At 55.9% G+C, this 19823-nt stretch carries 15 protein-coding genes; 8 read left to right on the top strand and 7 right to left on the bottom strand.

What is annotated here, in order from left to right:
* Nucleotides 1-32: 32 nt before the first annotated feature.
* Nucleotides 33-1565, bottom strand: coding sequence for a SpoVR family protein (locus tag L379_RS10200; protein ID WP_017384314.1), 1533 nt, complete (start codon nucleotides 1563-1565; stop codon nucleotides 33-35).
* Between the two features lie 321 nt (nucleotides 1566-1886).
* On the opposite strand from L379_RS10200, the gene L379_RS10205 reads away from it, so the two are divergent.
* Together L379_RS10205 and dadX are read left to right on the top strand one after the other, a co-directional pair.
* Nucleotides 1887-3185, top strand: a complete 1299-nt coding sequence (locus L379_RS10205; RefSeq protein ID WP_015570317.1) for a D-amino acid dehydrogenase — start codon at nucleotides 1887-1889, stop codon at nucleotides 3183-3185.
* Between the two features lie 9 nt (nucleotides 3186-3194).
* On the top strand, nucleotides 3195-4265 hold the full coding sequence (gene dadX / locus L379_RS10210) for a catabolic alanine racemase DadX (RefSeq protein ID WP_032653929.1): 1071 nt from the start codon (nucleotides 3195-3197) through the stop codon (nucleotides 4263-4265).
* A 97-nt stretch (nucleotides 4266-4362) separates the two neighbouring features.
* Here dadX and L379_RS10215 read toward each other — a convergent pair whose 3' ends face one another.
* Nucleotides 4363-6096 carry a potassium/proton antiporter gene (locus L379_RS10215; RefSeq protein WP_017384312.1) on the bottom strand — a complete coding sequence of 578 codons (1734 nt, stop codon included), beginning with the start codon at nucleotides 6094-6096 and terminating at the stop codon, nucleotides 4363-4365.
* A 97-nt stretch (nucleotides 6097-6193) separates the two neighbouring features.
* Nucleotides 6194-7108, bottom strand: coding sequence for a muramoyltetrapeptide carboxypeptidase (gene ldcA / locus L379_RS10220; protein ID WP_032619539.1), 915 nt, complete (start codon nucleotides 7106-7108; stop codon nucleotides 6194-6196).
* Between the two features lie 107 nt (nucleotides 7109-7215).
* Between ldcA and emtA the strand changes: the two genes are divergently transcribed.
* The gene (gene emtA / locus L379_RS10225; protein ID WP_017384310.1) at nucleotides 7216-7827 is read left to right on the top strand and encodes a membrane-bound lytic murein transglycosylase EmtA; all 612 of its coding nucleotides are present in this window, start codon (nucleotides 7216-7218) and stop codon (nucleotides 7825-7827) included.
* A gap of 37 nt (nucleotides 7828-7864) precedes the next feature.
* Here emtA and L379_RS10230 read toward each other — a convergent pair whose 3' ends face one another.
* A complete protein-coding gene (locus L379_RS10230; RefSeq protein ID WP_017384309.1) occupies nucleotides 7865-8596 on the bottom strand; it encodes a flagellar brake protein YcgR in 732 nt (243 codons plus the stop codon).
* A gap of 160 nt (nucleotides 8597-8756) precedes the next feature.
* Here L379_RS10230 and L379_RS10235 point away from each other — a divergent pair, with 160 nt between their 5' ends.
* The gene (locus tag L379_RS10235; protein ID WP_032619544.1) at nucleotides 8757-10859 is read left to right on the top strand and encodes a TonB-dependent siderophore receptor; all 2103 of its coding nucleotides are present in this window, start codon (nucleotides 8757-8759) and stop codon (nucleotides 10857-10859) included.
* Nucleotides 10860-10949: 90 nt separating this feature from the next.
* Here the strand turns inward: L379_RS10235 and L379_RS10240 are convergent, their stop codons facing one another.
* Nucleotides 10950-12632 (bottom strand): alpha,alpha-trehalase, encoded by a 1683-nt coding sequence (locus L379_RS10240; protein ID WP_023303876.1) that lies wholly within the window; start codon nucleotides 12630-12632, stop codon nucleotides 10950-10952.
* A gap of 437 nt (nucleotides 12633-13069) precedes the next feature.
* Here L379_RS10240 and L379_RS10245 point away from each other — a divergent pair, with 437 nt between their 5' ends.
* Nucleotides 13070-14407, top strand: coding sequence for a carbohydrate porin (locus tag L379_RS10245; protein ID WP_023303875.1), 1338 nt, complete (start codon nucleotides 13070-13072; stop codon nucleotides 14405-14407).
* An 87-nt stretch (nucleotides 14408-14494) separates the two neighbouring features.
* Here L379_RS10245 and gap read toward each other — a convergent pair whose 3' ends face one another.
* Together gap and L379_RS10255 are read right to left on the bottom strand one after the other, a co-directional pair.
* A complete protein-coding gene (gene gap / locus L379_RS10250; RefSeq protein ID WP_015570325.1) occupies nucleotides 14495-15505 on the bottom strand; it encodes a type I glyceraldehyde-3-phosphate dehydrogenase in 1011 nt (336 codons plus the stop codon).
* Nucleotides 15506-15583: 78 nt separating this feature from the next.
* Nucleotides 15584-16564 carry a GlxA family transcriptional regulator gene (locus L379_RS10255; RefSeq protein WP_032653925.1) on the bottom strand — a complete coding sequence of 327 codons (981 nt, stop codon included), beginning with the start codon at nucleotides 16562-16564 and terminating at the stop codon, nucleotides 15584-15586.
* Nucleotides 16565-17412: 848 nt separating this feature from the next.
* Here L379_RS10255 and L379_RS10260 point away from each other — a divergent pair.
* Genes L379_RS10260 through tssK form a run of 3 tightly spaced genes read left to right on the top strand, consistent with a single transcriptional unit; the run spans nucleotide 17413 to nucleotide 19806 of the window.
* Entirely contained in the window at nucleotides 17413-17907 is a 495-nt protein-coding gene (locus tag L379_RS10260) for a hypothetical protein (protein WP_006810964.1), read from the top strand.
* A gap of 23 nt (nucleotides 17908-17930) precedes the next feature.
* Nucleotides 17931-18434 (top strand): type VI secretion system lipoprotein TssJ, encoded by a 504-nt coding sequence (tssJ, locus tag L379_RS10265; RefSeq protein ID WP_022648418.1) that lies wholly within the window; start codon nucleotides 17931-17933, stop codon nucleotides 18432-18434.
* A gap of 28 nt (nucleotides 18435-18462) precedes the next feature.
* On the top strand, nucleotides 18463-19806 hold the full coding sequence (gene tssK, locus L379_RS10270; RefSeq protein WP_015570328.1) for a type VI secretion system baseplate subunit TssK: 1344 nt from the start codon (nucleotides 18463-18465) through the stop codon (nucleotides 19804-19806).
* Nucleotides 19807-19823: the final 17 nt, after the last annotated feature.

Genomic DNA, 19823 nt, shown 5'->3' with positions numbered 1-19823 from the left:
GTAAGCGTAGCGCCACCGGGCAAAAAATCCCACTACAGCGTATTCAACCGCGCCGGACACCGGTCCAGCAGCTCCACGCTGCCATCTTCGTTCTGCTGCTCCAGCAACACGTCAAATCCCCACAGGCGATGCACATGCTTCAGCACTTCCTTACGCCCCTTATCCAGCGGCGCGCGGTTGTGCGGAATATAGCGCAACGTCAGGGAGCGGTCGCCGCGCAGATCCACGTTCCAGACCTGAATGTTCGGTTCAAGATTACTCAGGTTGTACTGGGATGACAGGCGCGAGCGGATCTCGCGATAACCCTCTTCGTTGTGGATCGCGGAGATCTCCAGGTAGTTGTTGCGGTCATCATCCAGTACGGTGAAGAAGCGGAAATCACGCATGATCTTCGGCGACATGAACTGGCTGATAAAGCTCTCATCCTTAAAATCACGCATCGCGAAGTGCAGCGTTTCCAGCCAGTCGGAACCGGCAATATCCGGGAACCAGTATTTGTCCTCTTCGGTGGGCGACTGACAAATACGCTTGATATCCTGGAACATGGCAAAGCCGAGCGCGTACGGGTTAATGCCGCTGTACCACGGGCTGTTATATGCCGGCTGGAATACCACGTTGGTGTGGCTGTGCAGAAACTCCATCATAAACCGCTCGGTGACTTTTCCTTCGTCGTACAGGTGGTTAAGAATGGTGTAGTGCCAGAAGGTCGCCCAGCCTTCGTTCATCACCTGGGTCTGCTTCTGCGGATAGAAATACTGGCTCACCTTGCGCACGATGCGCAGGATCTCACGCTGCCACGGCTCCAGCAGTGGGGCGTTTTTCTCCATAAAGTAGAGCAGGTTTTCCTGCGGCTCGGAAGGGTAGCGACGCGCCTCGGCGACGGTTTTCTCCTCTTCACGTTTCGGCAGGGTGCGCCACAGCATATTCACCTGGCTTTGCAGATACTCCTCGCGGCTCTTCTGCCGGGCTTTCTCTTCCTGCAATGAGATCTTCTGCGGGCGCTTATAGCGGTCAACGCCGTAGTTCATCAGCGCGTGGCAGGAGTCCAGCAGCTTCTCCACCTCGTCCACGCCGTAGCGCTCTTCGCAGTCGGTAATGTATTTGCGGGCGAAGATCAGGTAATCGACGATGGAGCTGGCGTCCGTCCAGCTGCGGAACAGATAGTTATTTTTGAAGAACGAGTTATGTCCATAGCAGGCGTGCGCCATCACCAGCGCCTGCATGGTAATGGTGTTCTCTTCCATCAGATAGGCAATACACGGGTTAGAGTTAATGACGATTTCATACGCCAGTCCCTGCTGCCCGTGCTTATACAGCCGCTCTGTCTCAATGAATTTTTTGCCAAACGACCAGTGCGGATAGTTAATTGGCATCCCGACGCTGGAGTAAGCGTCCATCATCTGTTCCGAGGTGATGACTTCAATCTGATGGGGATAGGTATCCAGACGATAGAGTTTGGCCACCCGGTCGATCTCCGCCAGGTAGACATCCAGCAACTCGAAGGTCCAGTCGGGTCCATCGCTCAGACGGGTGCTGTCCCTGGACATGGAATCTAGTGTAGCCATTAGCGCGCCCTCGTTGTCGGTCGCTCTCTCTGACTGGAGAGCCTCCTTTCAAGCATAGATCACCCCATTCAAATACGCGGGGCGCAGAAATTTTTTCTTTGCGATTTCGCGTTTTCGATACGGCAAATAAAGCGGTGCTCACAGAATTTTCTACTGGTTAAAAATAACGCGCAGCAGGAGATCCCAAATAAGCGCCATCCCCTGATACAGCGGGATATGTGAGTTGAGTCACCATAAAAAAGTCATATGTTGAATAATATTTTCAACTAGGTTATCAATCTGTAATTAGATGATTGTTCTTTTGCTCATAATGGAGTGGCTATGCGTGTTGTCATACTGGGAAGTGGTGTCGTTGGCGTAACCAGCGCCTGGTATTTAAGTCAGGCGGGACATGAGGTTACCGTTATCGATCGCGAATCCGGTCCGGCGCTGGAAACCAGTGCGGCGAATGCGGGGCAAATCTCTCCGGGCTACGCTGCGCCGTGGGCGGCCCCGGGCGTTCCGCTGAAGGCGATCAAATGGATGTTTCAGCGACATGCGCCCCTGGCGATCAGCCTTGACGGCACGCAGTTCCAGCTTAAATGGATGTGGCAGATGCTGCGCAACTGCGACACCCGCCACTATATGGAAAACAAGGGGCGTATGGTGCGGCTGGCGGAATACAGCCGCGACTGCCTGAAGGCGCTGCGCGCCTCAACGGGCATTGAATATGAAGGGCGTCAGGGCGGCACGCTTCAGCTGTTCCGTACCGCGCAACAGTACGAAAACGCGACCCGCGATATCGCCGTGCTTGAAGATGCGGGCGTACCGTATCAGCTGCTGGAAGCCAGCCAGCTGGCGCAGGTGGAGCCAGCGCTTGCCGAGGTCGCGCACAAGCTGACGGGCGGTCTGCGTTTACCGAACGATGAAACCGGCGACTGCCAGCTATTCACCCAGCGTCTGGCGCGCATGTGTGAGCAGGCCGGGGTGAAATTCCGCTTCAATACTTCTGTCGACAAACTGCTGTCGGAAGGGGAGAAGATTTACGGCGTGAAGTGTGGGGAAGAGGTAATTAAAGCCGATGCCTACGTGATGGCGTTTGGCTCCTACTCAACCGCGATGCTGAAAGGCATCCTGGATATCCCGGTCTATCCGCTGAAAGGCTACTCCCTGACCATCCCGGTGAAAGAGGACAGCGGCGCGCCGGTCTCGACCATTCTTGATGAAACCTACAAAATCGCCATCACCCGCTTCGATAACCGGATCCGCGTCGGCGGCATGGCGGAAATCGTGGGCTTCAATACCGAGCTGCTCAAACCGCGTCGTGAAACGCTGGAGATGGTCGTGGGCGATCTCTTCCCGCGCGGCGGCTTCATTGAGCAGGCAACGTTCTGGACCGGCCTGCGCCCAATGACCCCGGACGGCACGCCGATTGTGGGCCGTACACCATACAAAAATCTGTGGACCAACACCGGCCACGGCACGCTTGGCTGGACCATGGCCTGCGGTTCGGGCCAGCTGCTGAGCGACCTGATCTCCGGAAGGACGCCGGCAATTCCGTTTGACGATTTGAGCGCCGCACGCTATCAATCAGGGTTTACCCCATCGCGTCCACAACACCTGCACGGCGCGCATAATTAAGGAGTCGTCATGTCCCGTCCCATTCTGGCCCAGCTGGATTTGCAGGCGCTGAAGGATAACCTGCAAATTGTTCGCCGTGCTGCGCCGGGTTCTCGTGTCTGGTCGGTGGTGAAAGCCAACGCCTACGGTCATGGTATCGACCGTATCTGGAGTGCGCTCGGCGGCACCGATGGTTTTGCCTTGCTGAATCTGGAAGAGGCCATCCTGCTGCGCGAGCGCGGCTGGAAAGGACCGATCCTGCTGCTGGAAGGATTCTTTCATGCGCAGGATCTGCCTCTGCTGGATAAGTACCGCCTGACGACCAGCGTTCACAGTAACTGGCAGATCAAGGCCATCCAGGACGCGAAGCTGCATGCCCCGCTGGATATCTATCTCAAAGTGAACAGCGGGATGAACCGTCTGGGCTTCCAGCCTGAACGGGTGCATACGGTCTGGCAGCAGCTTCGTGCGCTGAAAAACGTCGGTGAGATGACGCTGATGGCGCACTTCGCCGATGCGGAAAAGCCGGACGGCATTGCCGATGCCATGGTCCGCATTGAGCAGGCGGCAGAAGGTCTGGACTGTCCGCGCTCGCTGTCGAACTCAGCGGCAACGCTCTGGCATCCCGAGGCGCACTACAACTGGGTACGTCCGGGGATCGTTCTGTACGGCGCGTCACCCTCAGGTCAGTGGCAGGATATTGCCAACAGCGGCCTGAAGCCGGTGATGACGTTACGAAGCGAGATTATCGGCGTGCAAACCCTGAAAGCGGGCGATACGGTGGGCTATGGCAGCCGCTATCGGGCAGCAGGTGAACAGCGCATCGGTATCGTGGCGGGGGGCTATGCAGATGGTTATCCGCGCATCGCCCCGAGCGGCACGCCGGTGTGGGTCGATGGCGTGCGCACCGGCACGGTAGGTACCGTCTCCATGGACATGCTGGCCATCGATTTGACGCCGTGTCCCCAGGCGGGGATCGGGTCACCGGTTGAGCTGTGGGGCAACGAGGTTAAAATTGATGATGTGGCCGCTGCGGCGGGCACCGTCGGGTATGAGCTGATGTGCGCGCTGGCGCCAAGAGTGCCTGTTGTGACGGTGTAACATGTGTGTGTGCCGGGTGGCGGCTTCGCCTTACCCGGCCTACGAAAGCCCGAATGTAGGCCGGGTAAGCGTTAGCGCCACCCGGCAAAAAAAGCAGCTACTCCGCCTCCTCCTCCATCGGCCTTACGCCGACTTTGCGCACCGCGTTATCTTCTTTCTCCGCTACCGTCCAGATCATCCCGGCAAACTCCACCTGGTCACCGACGACCGGCGCAGCTCCTAATAATTGCTGAATAATTTCACCCAGTGTTTGCTGGTTATCGCGATTCTCCAGTCCACCTTCCAGGCCATAAATCAGCGCCACATCCGCAAAGCGGGCGCTGGCTTCGAGGATAAAATCGCCGAAGAAACGCTGATCCAGCGCCACCGGGGGCGACTGGCTGAACAGCTTGCCGAGGGCAGGCAGGTCGCGCTCGCGGCCAATCACGCAGAGGATATCGTTCTCACGCAGCCGCGTGCTGCCGGTCGGGTGAAGCAGGGCGTTATCCCGGAACAGGGCGGCAATGCGCGTTTCAGCGGGCATATGCAGATCGCGCAGGGACGCGCCCACGCACCACTTATCGGCGCTTAGCTGGTAGACAAACTGTTCCCAGGGATTCTCAGGGTGAATATCCAGCCCCACGCGGGAGACCGGCCAGCCAATGGGCGGTACCACCACTTTGGCTTTTTTCGCCGCCCAGCCCAGCGACGTTCCCTGGAACAGCAGCGACACCAGCACTACGAAGAAGGCGACGTTGAAGAACAGGCGGGCGTTGTCCAGCCCGGCCATCATCGGGAACACTGCCAGAATAATTGGCACCGCGCCGCGCAGCCCCACCCAACTGATAAATATCCGCTCACGCAGGTTAAACCCGCGGAACGGCAGCAGCCCGGCAAACACCGACAGCGGACGGGCGAAGAAGATCATCCAGGCCGACAAAAGCAGCGCCGGTACGGCGATAGGCAGCAGGTCCGACGGCGTCACCAGCAGGCCCAGCACCAGGAACATGGCGATCTGCGCCAGCCAGGCCAGACCGTCGAAGTTCTGCAAGATGGCGTGACGGTTGCGAATCGGTCGGTTGCCCAACAGGAAACCGCAAAGGTAAACCGCCAGAATACCGCTGCCGTCCAGCGCGGTGGTGACGGCAAAGATCAGGATCCCACCGCTCAGGGCCAGCAGCGGGTAAAGGCCGGAAGGCAGCGTAATACGGTTAATCGTATGCTGTAACAGGTAACCGCCGCCGAGACCAATGATAATCCCGAGGCCAAACTGCTGGAGGATGTGCCAGGCGAACATCCAGCTCAGGCCGGTTTCGTGCTGCTGGATCATCTCAATCAGGGTAATGGTCAGGAACACCGCCATCGGATCGTTACTGCCGGATTCAATCTCAAGCGTGGAGCCAACGCGTTCGTTCAGCCCCTTGCCGCCGAGCAGTGAGAAAACCGCCGCCGCATCGGTAGAGCCGACAATCGCGCCAATCAGCAGGCCTTCCATTATATCGAGGTTAAACAGCCAGGCCGCCATCATGCCGGTCAGGCCGGAGGTGATCAGCACGCCGACGGTCGCCAGAGACAGCGCCGGGCCTAAGGCAACGCGAAACGAACTTGCCTGGGTGCGCATGCCGCCGTCCAGCAGAATCACCGCCAGCGCGAGGTTACTCACCATATAGGCGAAAGGGTAATTATCGAAGGGGATACCGCCGATACCGTCGATCCCGGCAAGCATGCCGATAGCCAGGAAAATGACAAGAATAGGTATGCCAAGACGCGATGAAAATGAACTTAATAAAATGCTAAAGGTTACCAGGATGGAACCCAGAATGAAAAGACTGATTATCGCTGTGGCACCCAATGTCGTCTTACTCCCACCTCAATGTGAACGCTGTTATTAAAACCCTAACATAATAACAACGTTAACTGCGTTTTATTGAGGGGGAATAACGGCTTTTTTATGCCTTTAAGACCGGATGACCGCTGATTGTTAACCGACTGCCTGAATTATCGTGTACAAGGTGCGCCTGGGCACCCAGCGGCAGGGTAACGGTTTGCTGCTCATGGCCGAAATCCAGACCGGCGATCACCGGGATATCCAGCCGGGAACGAATGAAATCAATCATCGTCTCCAGGGAATAGCCCGCATCGTAATCGTTGGGGGCTGAACCACTAAAACTGCCCAGCACAATGGCCGACTGCCGATCCAGGATCCCGGCGTGATACAGCTGCAACAGCATACGTTCGACGCGGAACGGGTGTTCGTTGATATCTTCCAGCACCAGTATGCCGTCCGTGATCTGCGGCAGCCACGGCGTTCCAATCAGCGACACCAGCATCGCGAGGTTGCCGCCCCACAGCTGTCCTTCACATTCCCAGTGCGGTCCATTGCCTTGCCACTCGACGGTGAACGTCGGGTTTTGCAGGGCGCGCCAGAAATGGTCCTGCGTAAATGCATCCAGCTCCGGCGCACCAAAGTTGCCGGCCAGCATCGGGCCGCTAAAGGTAATGACGTTATGCAACGCAAGCAGGCCGAGCTGGATCGCCGTGAAATCGCTGTGTCCGCAGATTAACAGCGGATCCTGCTGCTGGCGCGCGGCCAGCCCGGCCCAGTCGATGCTCTCCAGCAGCCGGCTTGCGCCATAGCCGCCGCGCACGGCCAGCACAATGGTGTTTTCACCTTCCAGCGTCGTCAGGCTGTTGATATCGCTCAGTCTCTGCGCCTCCGTACCGGCAAAACGCTGCATGCGGCGGGGGATAATTGTCTGATTTTCTACCTGATGGCCCATTTCCAGCAGGCGCTGAACGCCCCGCTGTGCCGCCTCCTGGTTGATGCAGTAGCCTGACGGTGCGATGAGATGAAACTGAGGCATGGCAATTCCTTGCTGAATGAGAATCTAATTGTCTATATCATGCCGCTTATACGCCGCCTGCTTCAAGGGGCGACGTACCGCGATGACCGGCTATAAGGATAGATGACGTGAAATTGAGATGGTTTGCTTTTTTGATTGTGCTGCTCGCTGGCTGTAGTTCAAAACATGATTATCAAAATCCCCCCTGGAACCCTGAAGTGCCGGTAAAGCGGGCCATGCAGTGGATGCCGATCAGCGAACAAGCCGGGAAGGCCTGGGGCGTGAGCCCGCGTCTGATCACGGCGATCATTGCCGTGGAATCCGGTGGCAACCCGACGCTGGTGAGTAAATCGAATGCGGTGGGGCTGATGCAGTTAAAAGCCTCGACGGCGGGAAGAGAGGTCTATCGCTACATGGGCTGGAAGGGACAGCCATCCACCAGCGAGCTGAAAAACCCGGAACGTAATATCTCTATGGGAACCGCTTACCTGAGTATTCTCGAGCATGGCATTCTGAAGGGGATTGACGATCCGGAAGTGATGCAATATGCGCTGGTGGTGTCGTACGTTAACGGAGCCGGCGCGCTGCTCCGAACCTTCTCATCCGATCGCAAAGAGGCGATAGAAGAGATTAACGATATGGATAAAGATGAATTCTTCGAGCACGTTGTGAAGAATCATCCGTCAGCACAGGCTCCACGTTATATCTGGAAAGTACAGAAAGCGATGGACGCCATGTAACGCCTTTGTCGGGCGGCAGCATGCTGCCCGACGCCTTTCAGCGCACTTTGTTCGCGCGTTCCCGCGCTTCACGCTCCAGTGAGAAGATGATGCGCTGTAGTTCGCGTTCGGCGCCTGGCCCGACATTCAGAAAGCGAAAGCTCAATCGCGGCGTGGTAATGGTTTCGTTTTTGCTGTCCACCACCTTACGCTCGCTGATGGCAATCAGCTGGGCGTCAAACCAGAAGCGTCCCCATCCGCCCATATCCAGCTCAATCTGACTAAAACGCATGCCTTCCACCAGTCCTTCCGGCTTCGGCGTATCCATTAACGCGCCCATCCCGCCCAGTGACAGGTCGAAGAGACGAAAGCGGATCTCTTTTTTGTCCGGCATTTTTGCCTTACAGAAATAGGCCGGGTGAAGCGGGGCGCTGATGCGAAAAAACTCGCGGCGTTGCACGAACCAGAGGTTAGCGGGCAGGGGAGCGATAAACGCAGGCAAACCCTGGTACGCGATCGTGGTCAGGCGGGGCAGTATAAACTCGACTTTAGCCCCCTGCGTTTCGGCCATCACCGAGAGGTTTTCTGCCTGGAGCGCGGCACGGTTTTCTTCGCTCTGGCTACCCAGATCCACGATCAGGTGTTCTGCCGTCACGTCCAGGATCTTGCTGATAAACTGGCTGGTTGACCAGTTGATGCGCAGCGGCACCTCGCCCTTTTTCAGGTCGCGTAACACCCCTAATACAGCCAGCGGATTTTGTTTCAGGAACTGCTCACTGTAGCTACTCACGCCAGATGGCTCCTCGATAGATGACAGACTGTCTCTGGGTTATCGGCACGCTGGCATGAAACTTAATACAAACGATCTGTTTTTCTCCGCCGATATTGATTTGCTAATGGAAATGATAATAATTGGCGTTCCCAATAGCATCTAATAACAAGACGACACTATGAGCACCTCACGTTTTGCGTTATGCGCGTTGGCAGGCGCCGTCACGCTGGCATTGCAAACACAGGCTTTTGCAGAAGAACCCACCATCGTGGTGACCGGTACAGAGCAGGGCAGCGCGCTCCCTGCCTGGACCAACAGCGCCACGAAATCAGCCGTCGCGGAAAGTAAAACGCCCCAGGTGATCAACACCATCGCCGCTAAAGAGATTGAGCAGCGGCACGCCAGTTCGGTAAACGAGATCCTGCGCTATGCGCCGGGCGTTTCCACGGAGGTGCGCGGGAGCACCTCTTACATGAGCGAGTACAAAATCCGCGGGTTCAACGTCGAGCAGGAGTTCTACAACGGCCTGCAACTTCCCTATAACGTCACCGGGAACACTAAAGCGCGAATCGATCCGCTGCTGATTGAGAGCGTCGATATCCTGAAGGGGCCGTCATCCGTGCTGTATGGCGGTGGCTCCCCGGGCGGGCTGGTCAATATTCAGAGTAAAAAGCCGCAGAAAGAGGCGAAAACAGAACTGGGCTTTAACACCGGAAACCGCAATCTGAAAGAGGGGTACCTGGATTCCACGGGGCAGATTGCGACCAGCGACTGGAACTATCGCCTGCTGGGTAAAGCGACAGAGAGTGACGAACAGGCGCACACCACGCGCTATGAAAACTATCTGGTGGCCCCCTCCGTGACCTGGCAGCCGGATGACAAAACGCGCCTGACCATTGACGCGCTGGCGCAAAATACGCCGAGCCTGACGCCGTCTGATCCGATGCCGCTTAGCTATCTGCGGTCTAAATACGCCGATCGTCGTGACTATGCCGGGGATGAGTGGAGCGGCTTTAAGCAGCGCCAGTGGATGCTGGGCTACAGCTTTGAGCACGAGTTTGACAGTGGCTGGGGCTTTAATCAGAAAGCGCGCTACTTTGACGTGGACACCCACCAGCGCAGCGCCTATTCAACCGGGACGGGCAGCGAGGTCTACCAGCTTAACCGCTTCGCCTATACCACGGATGAAGATTTACAGAGCTTCAACATTGATAACCAGGTCACCCGAACCGTCGCGCTGGGGGACTGGAAACATCATCTGCTGGCGGGCTTTGACTACCAGAAGCTGAACTCTCACTTCCATTATCGTTACGCCTCGTCCACACCGGGTATCGATATGCGTAATCCGGATCACTCGCAGATCGATAACGATGCGCTGGGGCTTGAAACCGCGCAGAAAAACCGTCTCAGCTATCAGCAGAATGGCTATTACCTCCAGGATCAGATTGCGTTTGGCGGGCTGAACGTGTTGGCCAGCCTGCGCTATGACGACTACCGTTCCGTCACCACCAACTATCTGCAAAACGGTGACAAAGCCTGGGTATCGCAGGATCGCCTCACCAAGCGACTGGGCGCGCTTTATGCCTTCGACAATGGTCTCTCGCCGTTTATCAGCTATTCGGAAGGGTTCGCCCCGGTATCGCCGCAGGGCACGCTGACCGCGAAAGACGTTAAGCCCACCACCAGCAAGCAGGTGGAGGGTGGGGTGAAATACCTGCTGGCGGAATACGCAACCACCTTCACCGCCTCGGTGTTTAACATTCGTCAGAAAAATGTGGTGACCAGCGATCCGGGCTTCCTCAACTATCGCCAGACCGGGGAAGTGGAATCGAAAGGTGCGGAGCTTTCCGCTATGAGTCGTCCAACGGATAACCTGACGCTGATTGCCAACTATGCCTACACCCACGCCATCAATACCGAAGATGACAAGTACCAGGGCAAACGACCGACGCAGGCCCCTGAGAACGCCTTTAATCTGTGGGGAGATTACACCTTTGACAGCACGCCGCTGAGAGGGTTAACGCTGGGGGCAGGGGCACGCTACACCGGGCCGATGGAGATCTCGCCAGCCAACGACGCAGGCAAGCTGGGCGGTACGACGCAATACGATCTGGCGGCGTCTTACCGCATGGGCGAGCTGGCGCCATCGCTGGAGGGGCTGACGTTGAAAGCGAGCGCGCAGAACGTCACCAACAAAGAGACGCTCACCTGCTATGACGCGACCAACTGCTGGATAGGCCGCGACCGCACGTTCCAGGTCGGGGCGAGTTACAGCTTCTGAAAAAAGCCCGGTGGCGCTTCGCTACCGGGCCAATCTATTGCACGGAACCATCCCCTCGCCCCACCGGGGAGAGGGTCAGGGTGAGGGGCGCTACTGCGCCGCCTGTTTCGCAGGTGCAACATCATCGTTTGCCGCAGGCTGATTCTCCGGTACGCTGTCGCACGGCTTCTCTTTCGGACAGACCATGTCCAGCATCCTGAGCGTCACGCCGTTACTCCAGCCGAAACCGTCCTGCAACGGATACTCACCGCCGCCACCGCCGGTACCGGTCGAAGAGACATCGTACTTCTCAACCAGTTTCTTCTCGCGATCGTAGGTATGCTGAACGTTTTTCAGGAAACGCCAGGTTACGTCCATCGCCACTTTCTGCTGACCATAGTTCTGCAACCCTTCCACCGCTACCCACTGCAACGGCGCCCAGCCGTTCGGCGCATCCCACTGCTGCCCGCTGTTGATGGTGGTGGTAGAAATACCGCCCGGTTTCAGCAGGCGTGACGACGCGGCTGCGGCCACTTTATCGGCGCGATCCTGTGATGCGGCCTTCACATACAGCGGGAAGAGGGCTGCGGCCGTCAGCTGATTACGCACCTTCCCGGTTTTCAGATCGTAATCCGCATACCAGCCCTCTTTATCGTTCCACAGGTGGCTTTCCATGGCTTTCTGACGTGCGGAGGCCAGCGCGTCATATTTACTTGCACTGGCGTTATCGCCGTCTTCCTGACTGGCGCGGGCCAGCAGTTTTTCCATCTTAAACATCAGCGCATTCAGATCCACCGGCACGATGCTGGTGGTGCGGATGGTACCCAGCTTCTGTGGATCGTCCATCCAGCGGGAGCTGAAATCCCAGCCCGAGGCCGCGGCAGAGCGCAGATCGCGGTAAATCTCGGTGGCCGGACGGTTAGGGTTATTTTTGGCGGTGGTCACGTCATCCAGCCACGACTCAGGGCGCGGCGTGTCCCGATCGTCCCAGTAGCGGTTGAGGATCGAGCCGTCATCCAGTTTCACCACGCGTTTGTTCGCCTGACCAGCCTGGAGCCCATCAGCCCCCTCCATCCAGTAAGCGTACTCTTTCTCCATCTGCGGACGGTATTTCTTCAACGCGTCGCTGTCATGCGTGGCCAGCAATTCCACCATCAGCGAGAAGAACGGCGGCTGAGAGCGGCTCAGGTAGTAGCTGCGGTTACCGTTAGGGATATGGCCCCAGGTATCAAGCTCGTAAGCGAAGTTGTCCACCATGTCGCCGATCTTATCCCAGTGGCCGCTCTCGGCCAGGCCCAGCATGGTGAAATAGCTGTCCCAGTAATAGACTTCGCGGAAGCGTCCTCCCGGCACGACATAGGGCTTTGGCAGGGGCAGGAGGGAGTCCCATTTGTTCGCTTTGTCAGTGGTGCGGGTCAGTACAGGCCACAGATCGTCTATGTGTTCGCGCAGGCTCTGGCCCTCAGGGGGAACGTATTTCTCACCTTCCTTCGGCAGGATAAAGTTCATCTCCACGAAGTGGCGCAGGTCAAAACCGGACTGGGTATGCTGCATCCGGTAATCCGCCAGGATGGTTAGCGGGTCGCTTTTGGGAACGGCATCCGCGAAGGTTTTCTGATCCGGGAACAGTTTGGCACTCTGTACTTCATTAAAGAGGGGGCCAAGGAGAATATCAGGTGAGCTTTGCTGGCTCGTTGGCTGGTCTTCAGCATAACCAAATGCGGTAACACCGAGTAGGGCGCCTGCCAACGTAAGGTGTAACAAGCCAGGGCGTAGCATTCGAGTTTTTATCATCGGTTCATCTCCATTCGTCGCTGGGCAGCGTCACCGCTGTCGTCAATCACCTGAAAACCTTAGACGAATATTGCCCGCTTCGCGTGTTAGATATCCCATTTTGCGCATTACCAGACAATTTACCGCCGCGCCCGGACGTGAGAAGCGCGCCGAAAACTATTTACTCGGGGAATGTTTTTTGGGGAATGATTTTAATTAAATATCCTGTCAGGGCACGCCATGAATATTGACCAGGCTTATGGGTTGCAACCTTTTTTAATTCTGTGACCGGGATTGTGTTTCTTTATTACATTCCGCGAATAACTTTCCGTGAAGGTCACACAAAGTAAAAAACATAACCGACATAACAAAAAACATAATAGCCTGCCGAAAAGCATTTAGACGAAATAGAGTGGCCCATCACTTTGGGTATTCACTTTTATTTCAGGATGGATTCTATGCAATTTAAAAAAATGGTTGTCCTCGTGGGGGCACTCTGTTCTGGCTCTCTTTTTGCGGCACAAAGCGCGACGAGCGTAGATGAAAAACTGGCGCAACTGGAGGCGCAAATCGAGGCGTTGAAACAACAGCAGGCGGCCAGTCAGCAGGCTGCTCCCGTGGTCGTCCAGTCAGAAGAGCCCGTCAATAAAGACGCACCACCGAAGCTGACGCTTTCGGGCTTTGGAGATATAAAATTTTATGGCGATGTGGAATTTAATATGGATGCTGCCAGCAAAACCGGCAGTCTGACTTCTGTTAAGCAAAGTGCTAATAGCGACTGGGCACCGGGAGATAAAGAACGGTGGGATATTAATGGTCGTATTTTGCTGGGGTTTGATGGTTATCGAAAAATGGATAACGGCCATTTTTCCGGATTTTCTGTACAACCACTGGGCGATTTGGCAGGGCAAATGTACCTTGATGATGCGGTATTTTTCTTTGGCGCAGAAAACGACTGGGAAATTAAAGTTGGACGTTTTGAAGCCTACGATATGTTCCCGCTCAACCAGGATACCTTTGTTGAATACTCGGGCAATACAGCGGACGATCTTTATAGCGACGGCTATGGTTACATTTATATGCTGAAAGAGGGGCGTGGCCGTACCGACAGCGGCGGTAACTTCCTGATGAGTAAAACGCTGGATAACTGGTATTTCGAGCTGAATACGCTGTTCAAAGACGGCAGCGATCTGTACGTCGACCAGCGCTACCATGGCGCGGAACTGGAAAATGATAAGAACGTCGCCTATGTCCGGCCAGTTATTTCGTGGCAGGACGGCCCGTTCTCAACGGCCGTCGCCATGGAAACCAATCTGGTCAACAATGCTTATGGCTATCGGGATGACGCGGGTCGTTGGGTCGATCAGTCTGACCGCACCGGTTACGGATTCACCATGACCTGGGATGGTCTGAAAGCCGATCCTGAGGATGGCATAGTCGTGAATCTCAACACAGCGTATCTTGACGCCGCAGACGAAACGGACTTCACCTCCGGCGTCAATGCCCTGTGGCGTAACGCTGAGCTGGGCTATATTTATGCGCATAACGAAATCGACGAATTTAACACTTCAACCTTTGACGCAGAGTGTGAGAATGATTGCTGGATCACCGATCCGGGTGAGTATGATATTCACACTGTCCATGCGTCGTACCTTATTCCCAACGTAATGAAGATGAAGAACTTTAACATTTACCTGGGCGCCTACGCTTCGTGGGTGAACGCGTCGCCGAAAAAGGGAAGCGATAAGAACGACGATCGTTATGGCGGTCGTGTGCGGTTTAAATATTATTTCTGAAGAGTGTCATGATGCCCCTCTGTTAGCAGGCAGAGGGGCCATTTTGCAGGCCGGGTATGCGCAAGCGTCACCCGGCAATACGATCGGCTACAACCCTTTCTTATCCATCAGCACCGCCAGATCCACCAGACGGTTCGAGAAGCCCCACTCGTTGTCATACCACGACAGGATCTTCACCATATTCCCGCCAATCACCAGCGTTGAAAGCCCGTCGATGATGGATGAGCGCGGGTCGCCCTGATAATCACGGGAGACCAGCGGTTCATCGCTGTAGCCCAGGATGCCTTTCAGCGGCCCGCTGGCGGCAGCCTGACGGAACGCGTCATTCACCTCTTCGGCGGTCACGTTGCGGCTCAGCGTCACCGTCAGATCGACAATCGACACCACCGGAACCGGCACGCGCAGAGAATACCCGGTGAGTTTACCGTCAAGCTCGGGGATCACTTTCCCGAGCGCTTTTGCCGCGCCGCTGGAGTAAGGCACAATGGATAATGCTGCCGCGCGCGCGCCGCGCAGATCTTTTTCCGGCTGGTCATGCAGCGCCTGGCTGTTGGTGTAGGCATGCGTGGTGTTCATCAGCCCGTGCTCAATGCCAAACTGCTGGTGCAGCACCTGCGCCGCTGGCGCCAGACCATTAGTGGTGCAACTCCCGTTGCTGACCACAAAATGCTGGGCCGGATCGTACAGCGTGTGGTTCACACCCATTACCACCGTCAGATCATCATTTTTAGCCGGGGCGGAAATAATGACGCGTTTTGCGCCGCCGCTCGTGATATGCACCGCCGCTTTTTCACGTTCGGTGAAGAAGCCGGTTGCTTCAATTACCACCTCAACGCCTGCGTCTTTCCACGCAATGTTTGCCGGGTCGCGTTCACTGAATACGGTGATGCGTTGCCCGTCAACCTGTAGCGCGCCGTCCGCCGCTTCCACAGGCACCGGCAGCGTGCCGAGCAGAGAGTCATATTTCAGCAGATGGGCGAGGGTTTTACTGTCCGTCAGATCGTTAATGGCCACAATCTGGAGATCCGGGTTGCCCAGCGCTGCGCGCAGGACATTACGTCCGATACGGCCGAAACCGTTAATACCGACCTTAACCATGATGCACTCCTTATCTGTGTTGTCTGGAGTTACTGTAGGCGTCAGGTCAGATGGCGTAAATGACAAAAAAGGATCATATTACGCCATTCTGCGGCAGTGGAAGCGCTGGCGGTATTCGCCCGGCGTGAGATGAAGCTGCTTTTCAAAAACGCGGCGCAGGTTGATGCTGGTACCAAACCCGCTTTTTTCGGCAATGACCTCAAGCGGATCCTGGGTCTGCTCCAGAAGCTGTCGGGCGGCGGCCAGACGCGCTTCGGTGACATAACGGGCCGGAGGCACGCCCACGTCACGCGTGAACACGCGGGTGAAATTGCGCGGGCTCATGGCGACCCGTTCGGCCAGCCTTTCGACGCACAAATCTGCGGTGAGGTTTTGCAGGATCCAGCTTTGCAGTTCGCTGACTGGTCCGGTCGCGCCGGACTGCTCCAGATTATAGCGGCTGAACTGTAGCTGGCCGCCAGGCCGACGCAGGTACATCACCATATCCTGCGCCACATTGCGGGCGAGGGTGAAGCCGTAATCATCCTCCACCAGCGCCAGCGCCAGGTCAAACCCGGAGCTGACGCCGCCGGACGTCCAGACGGGGCCATCCTGAACATAGAGCGGGCCGCCCTCAACGTTGACCGCAGGATAGCGGGTTTTCAGGGTTTCCAGAAGCCGCCAGTGGGTCGTTGCCCGGCGCCCATCGAGCAGTCCGGCCTGTGCCAGCAGCAGGGCCCCGCCGCAGACAGAGGCGACGCGTCGCGCATGCGGCGCGGCCAGGTGCAGCCAGTCCACCACGGCGGTGCTCTCCAGCTCATTCATGCCGCGGCCGGTAATGATGATCGTGTCCAGCGGCTCGCGCGGATCAAGCTCCGGCAGGCGATAGTCCGCCAGCAGGTTCAAGCCGGACTGGCCGTGGATCACCAGATGAGGCTGGGTGGTGGCGATAATGGTGCGGTAGCGGGGCTGCGCAAGGCCGTCCGGGTGCAGCCGGTTGGCCTGCATCAGAATGTCGGCGATACCGGCGGCCTCAAACAACATGCCACCATCGGGAACGATAATCAGGATCTTCTTCATGTCCTGAAAAGTACCTTTATCACAAAATAAGTCAAGCGGCAGGCGAACATTGTAGAAGAGACAAATGAGGCGTGCCGGGTGAAAGAGTAGAACGGCAGATGTTGGGAAGAAGTAAAATAAATATGTAGTAACGGTAAAACTTCTTGCGTGAGGTTCACTGTCAGCGCCGCTGAACCCCCCCAGTTTATGGGCTGCAAGGGAGCGCGCTGAACGATGAGAGAGCAAAAAGATGTAGCCGGGCTTAATTGTTTAGGTGCAAAAAATAACCCCAAAGGGGAATTTTGCTCAGGTTATTTCGGATCGCGAAATTAAATTTCTGCCATTTTCTTAGCCGCCATTTGTTTATGCGGGACGCTCGTGCACAATAAAAGTTATCTTCTGAATGCAACAATGAAAATATCCCAGATATATCCCGCAGCGCACAGAAAAAATGAAATTCTACTAATTATGGTAGTGGAGATAATAAGGGGTTACGTTAATGATAGTGGTTCTCTTTTTCCTGTTTAGCCATTAATTTTCATAGAGTTATGCTCGAAATCTGTCTAAGAAAAAGACGATTTTACCTAAGTGCGCATTTTTTATGAGATTAATCCTATAATGCATTGGGCGTATCATTAAACGCCATTAAGCAGGTGGGAAATATTGAATTGATGACAAGCTCATGTAAACTTGTCTACCGTTTGTCAAAATATGTCAGGAGCATGCTGGGCCCATTTCTGTCGGGTTCGTGCGGTAGCTATGCCTTAAAATAGTTACCTGCTGAAAATATTCCGACTATTTTAACAATAGCACCTAAGTCAAATTTTATCCCCTCTCTTCATCCTCTAAATATCGCTACGGAAAAGCATATGAAACTGCGCGTATTGTTATCACTTTTGTTTGTTATGGCGGTGGCGGGCTGTAAGGCGCCGCAGAAACCAGCGATCACCGATGATACGATTGTGACCAGCCAGGTGAATGGCATCACGCTGACGCACCGTCACGCTGTTACCCCTCCGGCGGAGTTCACTCAGGTGAATGAACCGTACCGTGCCATGTACCCGGCATCCCTGATGAGCCGTCCTGACTACGGCGGAAAAGTGATCCGTACGCTTGAGACCGGCAAAACTTACGTTGTGCTGGGGCAGGTTGAACATTTCTGGATGGCGCTGGCCGATGAAGGGAGTGAACAGCTGATTGGTTACGTGCCGATGCGTGCCGTGATCAAGGCTGACCAGTACGAAGCCACCGTGCGTAAACAGGCACTGCGCCCGAAAGCGCGTAAGAAAACCACCTGTGTTGATGTCGATGGCAACAGCAAAGCCTGCAAAGACAGCGCGAACGGTACCTGGATCCTGAACTAAACGGGTTTCACGAGCATATTTTTATGAATAATAAAAATTTTCATCGGATGTGGTTCCCTTTTTTTGCGTTGATTCTCGCGCTGATCGGTGGTTGTACGTCGTCTTCACACAGCGACCCCTCCCGCTACAATCTTCAGTTTCAGGCTCATCCTCAAATCAATGATTCTGCACCGCTTAAGGTCAGAGTGTTGCTGCTGAAATCCGATGCGGATTTCATGTCCAGTGACTTCTACTCCTTACAGAACAACGCGTCAGCCACGCTTGGCGCGAATCTGCTGAACAGCGATGTGTTCTTCCTGATGCCGGGCCAGCTTTCGAAAACCCTGAGCGGACAAAGCTCACCGGAAGCGCGCTATATCGGCGTGATGGCGGAATACCAGGCGCTGGACGGCAAAAAATGGCGCGTCTCACTTCCTTTGCCTGTTCCCGGCGAAAACGCGATTTACCAGTTCTGGAAATGGTCCGCAGATGAACTCCAGGCCAGCGTCTTTCTTGACGTAAATGGTATCCGGGTCATCAGCCAGTAACGCCCTTCATAACAGGAAAGAGATCATCATGACGAAAGCAGAAAAGGTCGTCTGGACCGAGGGCATGTTCCTGCGTCCCCACCATTTTCAGCGGACAGAAAGTTACCTCCTCAACCACGTTCGTGAGTGGGGGGCCTTGCAGCGATCGTATCTTTGGGGCTTTCTCGACCTTGAGCTGGATGAAGCGATGCTTCGCCAGGGCTGTATTGCCCTGAGCTACTGTAGCGGTTTGCTGCCTGACGGCACCTTTTTCCAGGTTCGCAGCGACCGCAACGGTCCGGCTCCGCTAAAAATTCCCGATAATCTCACCAATGAAAAGGTGGTGCTTGCGCTGCCGGTTCGTCGCGGTGGCCGTGAAGAGGTGATTTTCAGCGAGGAGCAGTCTTCTCTGGCGCGTTTTATTACCTTTGAACAAGAGGTGGAAGACGACAACGCCATGTCGGTTGGGGAGGCGACGGTCCAGTTTGGCCGCCTGCGTCTGACCCTGATGCTGGAGAAAGATCTGACGGCAGAATGGACCGCCATCGGCGTGGCGTACGTCACCGAAAAGCGCAACGACAACCACGTGCGGCTGGATAACAGCTACATTCCGCCAATGCTGAACGCCAATAACAGCCCGCAGCTGTACGGTATGATCAATGACCTGCACGGCTTGCTGGTGCAGCGTAGCCAGCAGATCGGCGGTCGACTGCGCCAGCCGGGGCGTTTCAATACGTCCGAGATGGTTGAGTTCACGCTTCTCTCGCTGATCAACCGCCACCTTGGCGACGTCTCACATTTAAAAACGCTGCCGTTGCTTCACCCTGAAGCGCTCTGGCGCAGCTGGCTGCCGTTTGCCACGGAGCTCGCCACCTGGACGCCGCAGCGTACCGCAGAGAGCATACTGCCGGTATACGACCATGACGATCTCGCCGTTTGCTTCAGCAAACTGATGCTGATGCTGCGTCAGGGGCTGTCGCTGGTCATGGAAGATCATGCCATCCAGCTGCCGTTGCACGAACGCTCCCACGGGCTGAACATCGCCACCGTGCCGGAGACCAGCATGGTCCGCGAATTTGGCTTCGTGCTGGCGGTAAAAGCCAATGTCCCCGGCGAACACCTGCAAACCCATTTCCCTGCCCAGATGAAGGTTGCGCCAGTGTCGAAAATTCGCGATCTGGTCCAGCTCCAGCTGCCGGGCATCATGCTTCGGGCAATGCCCGTCGCGCCGCCGCAGATCCCGTGGCATGCAGGCTACAGCTATTTCGAGCTCGAGAGGGGCAGCGAACTGTGGCACGAGATGGACAAGTCCGGGGCATTCGCGCTGCATCTCGCAGGGGAATTCCCGGGGCTCGATATGGAGTTCTGGGCCATCCGTAGCCCGACAGAATAATAAAGCGAGCGCTTAAT

It is taken from the genome of Enterobacter sp. MGH 33 (assembly GCF_000534535.1).
Lineage (GTDB): Bacteria > Pseudomonadota > Gammaproteobacteria > Enterobacterales > Enterobacteriaceae > Enterobacter > Enterobacter hormaechei_C.
Note: the sequence above shows the minus strand (reverse complement) of the source record. Positions and strands in the feature narration are given on the sequence as shown.